Consider the following 4,711-nt stretch of genomic DNA (forward strand, 5'->3'; position numbering starts at 1 on the left):
GAGTTGGTTTGCTAAGTGTTGCTACTGTACCCCTTGATTCTTTAACAGGCTGTACCTGGGGCCCAAAGGGGGCGGGCACTACGTGAAGATGGTGTACAATAGCGAGAAATTCAAGCAGGCGATCCAAGAGTGTCAGGGATGCTGGCGGCAGGTGGTGGCCAGTGCGCCAGCTCTTGGGATTCTGTTCGCGTCAGCGGTGCCGGGCACTTTGCTGTCCATCAGCGCCTCCTTGGCCTACTACGACAGCTGCCGCACCGCAAACCTGCCGCAAAACTTCACCCAGGCCTAGCGGAACTTCTTCGGTGCCCACACCTTTGAGCGCATCGGCAGGTCGGGCGTCTTCCACCACGCCTGGAATGCCTGAGGAGTTCTCGGGATTGCCCTCTGCCCATAAATGAGTGGGTTGCAAGCAGTCTAGTCTTGGTCGAGACAAGCCTTGGCTATGAACATTCAGTTGGCCGTGAATGGCACCCTGATGCGGGGGCTGCCCCTTAATGAGAACCTACTGCAAATCGGCGGTCGCTTTGTGCGAGAGGCCCAAACAGCCGCTTGTTATCGGCTTTGGTCCATCGGCGATGTTTATCCAGGCATGGTACGGGTTCGCCAAGGCGGTTCTGCAATTGCTCTGGAAATTTGGGAAATTCCCACTTATGGACTGAGCCAACTCCTTTTGCAAGAGCCGCCTGGTTTGTCAGTGGGCCGCATCCTTTTGGCAAAAGGGGAGGAAGTGCTCGGGATCCTAGCCGAACCCTACCTGTGTGAGGGGCAACTGGAGATTACCGCTTGGGGAGGGTGGCGAGCCTACATGGCTTCCAGAAACAGACAGAAATAATCACACCCCATCCGCTTTTCCAAGTCACAGCTTTGGCATCAGTTAACACGGTGGGGATCCCGCCACAGCACCTCGCCCTGCCGCATTGTCAACACTACATCCGCCGGGGTGACCCGAGTGAGAATCGACGCAACCAGATGACGACTGGCTCGCAAGTGAGGACGGGTAAAGTCCAGCACCACCAAGTCGGCAGGCAGCCCCACCTCCAAATAGCCGTACACATCAGATCCCAGCAGAGGCCGTAAATGTCGGATATTGCTGGTGACCATCTTCAAAATCTCCACCGGATTGGGGCGCACCGCATCTGCAAATTGGCTTTTGGCCACTTTGTAGGTGAAATCCAGCTCTGCCAACAAGTTCGGGCTATTCAGGAGTCCATTGTCGGTGCCCAGCAAGAGGTTGACCTCACTCTTCAGCAAGCGGGCAATCGGGGGCAAGGGCAGTCCCAGATTGGCATTGGCGCGTGGGTTCAAGACAACATTGACCCGATGCTGGCAGAGTAATTGAATCTCGCTAGCATTAGCTACAGTGGCATGAATCACCAAATGGGGATGGTAAAAATCAAGAGCCCGCTCCAAATCTCCCCGTCCAGCGATGGCCAGACTGATTTCTCGATAACCCTCATTTTCCAAACAGTGGATGGCCCGGATTTTGCCCATTTTCTCGCTTAGGTCGTGGATTTGCCGCCAGGCAGGTTCCGTCAAATCGTTCAGGGTGCTCTCAGAAAAACCATCCGCTACTGCCAGAATCTCCTGCAATTCTTGATAGGCTTGGGCGCTCAAGGGATCCCGATTTTGCCGCAATTGCTCCTCACTAAAAGGGAGGCTCTCAAACTGGCCCAAGATTACCGAGTGGATCCCCGCTTGGGCCGCAGCTTCTCGCAACAGTTGGCAGCCGTAGACCCCCTGCTCGCGAAAGTCGATGTGCCGAATGGTGCCCGTTGCCGCCATGTAGCGCAGGTGGGCGGCGATGTGTTCTAGATGCTGTTGCCGCGATTGTTTGGCCAATTCTCGATATTTGTAGCCATTGGGCCGGAAAAAACCTTCTTCCAAAGTCATGCCCGTTGCCCCATCCGGCAGACAGCTATCCCCCATGTGGGTGTGGCTGTTGGTGAAAGCCGGCACAATCACCCACGATCCCTGTTCCAAAGCGAGAACGGGATCCCCCAGTTCCATGCAGGTAATGGTGTCTTGTTCTACCCCAAAGCGAGAGCAGCGATGGGGAACTAACTCTGGGCCAGCCAGAACCACACCGTCTTGGAGTTGAAAATTCATAACTTGCAAAGCTCAAAGAACAGGGGAAAGCGGGAATTTCTGTACCAGGAGAGCGTTTTGCTAGCACAAAGGCAGCATCAGGGTCTTGAACCAAAGAGACTGTAGCTTAGGCTACGAAAACTTGTGGACAGAGGTCATTAAAATCCAAAGGCAATAAATTCGAGTTTGCTGCACCCTTCCCCTGTCAGAACGCCACATTGCCCACTGCCTCAATTCCCTTTGAGTAGGAAGCTCCTTCATCCATAGGAGGCCCAAGATGAGCCAATTCCCGTTTCAACACCTTTACACCCGCAGACAAATTATCCGCACCACCGCTGCTGCCACCACCTTTACCCTGACCTCACAATTGTGGCGCGCCCAAGCCCAGAACAAAAAAGAAATCACTATCGGCTTTATTTACGTTGGCCCCAAAGATGACTTTGGCTGGAACCAGTCCCACGCAGAGGGGAAAGTTGGCCTATCTAGCTTAGCTTGGGTGAAAACCATCGAAGAAGAAAATGTGCCGGAAACGGTGGCCGTGGAAGAAACTATGCGGGCCATGATCGAGCAGGATGGGGCAACAGTGCTCTTTCCTACCTCTTTTGGCTACTACGATCCCCATATCCTACGGGTAGCCCAGGAATATCCGGAGGTGCAGTTCTTTCATGCTGGTGGACTTTACATTGAGGGAGTACACCCGAAAAACGTTGGCAGCTACTTCGGCTACTTGGACGAGGGACACTATATCAACGGGGTGCTGGCCGGTTCCATGACCAAAAGCAACCGCCTTGGGTTTATCGCCGCCAAGCCCATTCCCATTGTGCTACGCAACATCAACAGCTTTACCTTAGGAGCCAAGAGCGTCAACCCCAACATCACCACTCAGGTGGTCTTTACGGGAGATTGGGCTCTACCTGTCAAAGAGGCAGAGGCCGCTAACAGCATGGCCGACCAAGGCATCGATGTGCTTACCTGCCATGTGGACAGTCCCAAAATCGTTATCGAAACCGCAGAGCGGCGGGGCTTGATGAGCTGTGGTCACAACACCAGCCAAGCGGCTCTGGCTCCCAAAGGCTATTTGACAGGCGCCGAATACAACTGGACGACCGTCTACACCCAATTGGCCGAGGCCATCCAGGCGGGCAAAACCCTGATGAACGGTGGGATCCCTCACCTCATTCGGGGGGGCATCAAAGAGAAGTTCATCAAAACTTCTCCCTGGGGAGCGGCAGCCAGCGAGGAGGCGAAAAAAGCCGGGGAAGCTGCTCTCGCTCAGTTACGGTCCGGCTCGTTGGTCATTTACAAAGGCCCTCTCAAAGACAATACCGGCAAAGAGGTGATCCCCGCCGGAATGGAATACGGCCAGCGGTCAGTTGAGCTGGAATCCATGGATTACCTAGTGGAAGGCGTGATCGGGAGTATCTCTAGCTGATGGCTACCACCTCTTCTGCTGTTCCCCGTTCGGCTCCGCTACGTTGGCGCTCCAGCCTTGAGCCCATTCTGCTGCCCTGTGGGGCTTTGTTGGCCTCGCTGCTGATCTTCGGTCTGTTTTGTGCGGTGGCCGGCGCGGATCCTATCGCCGTCTATAGCTCCATCTACAAAGCTGCCTTTGGCAGTTGGTTCTCCTGGCAAAATACCCTGCAACGGGCGGCTCCCCTGATGCTGACCTCCCTGTGTACCATCCTACCGGCCCGCATGGGCCTGGTGATCATCGGCAATGAAGGAGCCCTGGTGATAGGGGGAGTGGCGGCTGTAGCTATCGGGCTGTGCTCTGGATCCCTGGCTCCACCCGTGGTCGTTTTTCTGATGGCCTTGGCGGGCATGGTGGCCGGCGGCCTCTGGATCATGGCGATGGGGGCCCTGCGCCACTACCGGGGCGTGAACGAAACCATCAGCAGCCTGTTGATGAACTACATCGCCATCGCACTGATGAACCATTGGGTGGGGGGGCCATTGCGCGATCCCAGTTTCCTGAGCAAGCCCTCCAGCTTTGCCATTGATGAGGCCAACATGTTGGGCCGGCTGTGGGGTACTCGCATCCACTTTGGCTTGGTCTATGGCATCGTTGCCTGCCTGGTTGCCTATGTGTTGATCCAACGCACTACCTTGGGTTTTTCGGTGCGCACAATAGGGGGTAACCCGAAAGTGGCCCGAATGGTGGGGATTGCGGTTGGTAAGGTCACCTTGCTCATTAGCTTTCTGGCCGGATCCTGTGCCGGCTTGGCAGGCATGGTGGAAGTGGCTGCCGTACACGGGCGGGCCAACGAGTCTTTGAGTGTGGGCTATGGCTACAGCGGCGTTCTGGTGGCCTTTGTCGCCCGGCAAAACCCAGCCGTAGCAGTAGCAGTGGCCATTCTCCTGGGAGGGATCCTGGCCAGTGGCAGCATTTTGCAGCGCTCCCATAACTTGCCGGATGCCACCGTGCTAGTGTTTCAGGGCATCGTCTTCTTGCTGATTCTCTACAGTGAATCCCTTTACGGGCGCTTCGACTTTTTCCGGGATCGGGATCCCTCGGAGCGGGCATAGGTGAACTGGGCTTTGTGGAGCAATTATTCTGGCTTCGCTGCAAACCTCACATCCAGTCGGAAAAACAACTCCGAAAAAAGCTACAAACAACTAATTCAGT

The 4,711-nt window shown here is 55.5% G+C and carries 5 protein-coding genes; 4 read left to right on the plus strand and 1 reads right to left on the minus strand.

From position 1 onward, the window contains the following. The first annotated feature begins 88 nt into the window (after positions 1-88). Both NW853_RS08965 and NW853_RS08970 read left to right on the plus strand, forming a co-directional pair. On the plus strand, positions 89-289 hold the full coding sequence (locus NW853_RS08965) for a hypothetical protein (RefSeq protein ID WP_414348839.1): 201 nt from the start codon (positions 89-91) through the stop codon (positions 287-289). A 153-nt stretch (positions 290-442) separates the two neighbouring features. Continuing rightward, the gene (locus NW853_RS08970; protein ID WP_414348840.1) at positions 443-832 is read left to right on the plus strand and encodes a gamma-glutamylcyclotransferase; all 390 of its coding nucleotides are present in this window, start codon (positions 443-445) and stop codon (positions 830-832) included. A 38-nt stretch (positions 833-870) separates the two neighbouring features. Here the strand turns inward: NW853_RS08970 and NW853_RS08975 are convergent, their stop codons facing one another. Further along, a complete protein-coding gene (locus NW853_RS08975; RefSeq protein ID WP_414348841.1) occupies positions 871-2,106 on the minus strand; it encodes an amidohydrolase family protein in 1,236 nt (411 codons plus the stop codon). A 256-nt stretch (positions 2,107-2,362) separates the two neighbouring features. On the opposite strand from NW853_RS08975, the gene NW853_RS08980 reads away from it, so the two are divergent. Together NW853_RS08980 and NW853_RS08985 are read left to right on the plus strand one after the other, a co-directional pair. Beyond that, positions 2,363-3,517 (plus strand): BMP family ABC transporter substrate-binding protein, encoded by a 1,155-nt coding sequence (locus NW853_RS08980; RefSeq protein WP_414348842.1) that lies wholly within the window; start codon positions 2,363-2,365, stop codon positions 3,515-3,517. Next, entirely contained in the window at positions 3,517-4,611 is a 1,095-nt protein-coding gene (locus NW853_RS08985) for an ABC transporter permease (protein ID WP_414348843.1), read from the plus strand. The genes NW853_RS08980 and NW853_RS08985 overlap by 1 nt, the downstream gene beginning before the upstream one ends. The last annotated feature ends 100 nt before the right edge of the window (positions 4,612-4,711 follow it).

Source organism: Synechococcus sp. H55.11 (assembly GCF_047462475.1).
Taxonomy (GTDB): Bacteria; Cyanobacteriota; Cyanobacteriia; order Thermostichales; family Thermostichaceae; genus Thermostichus.

Excerpts from the sequence above, each read along its gene's own strand:
- NW853_RS08970 (WP_414348840.1), top strand. The coding sequence starts at position 443 with ATGAACATTCAGTTGGCCGTGAATGGCACCCTGATGCGGGGGCTGCCC.
- NW853_RS08965 (WP_414348839.1), top strand. The coding sequence starts at position 89 with ATGGTGTACAATAGCGAGAAATTCAAGCAGGCGATCCAAGAGTGTCAG.
- NW853_RS08980 (WP_414348842.1), top strand. The coding sequence starts at position 2,363 with ATGAGCCAATTCCCGTTTCAACACCTTTACACCCGCAGACAAATTATC.
- NW853_RS08975 (WP_414348841.1), bottom strand. The coding sequence starts at position 2,106 with ATGAATTTTCAACTCCAAGACGGTGTGGTTCTGGCTGGCCCAGAGTTA.
- NW853_RS08985 (WP_414348843.1), top strand. The coding sequence starts at position 3,517 with ATGGCTACCACCTCTTCTGCTGTTCCCCGTTCGGCTCCGCTACGTTGG.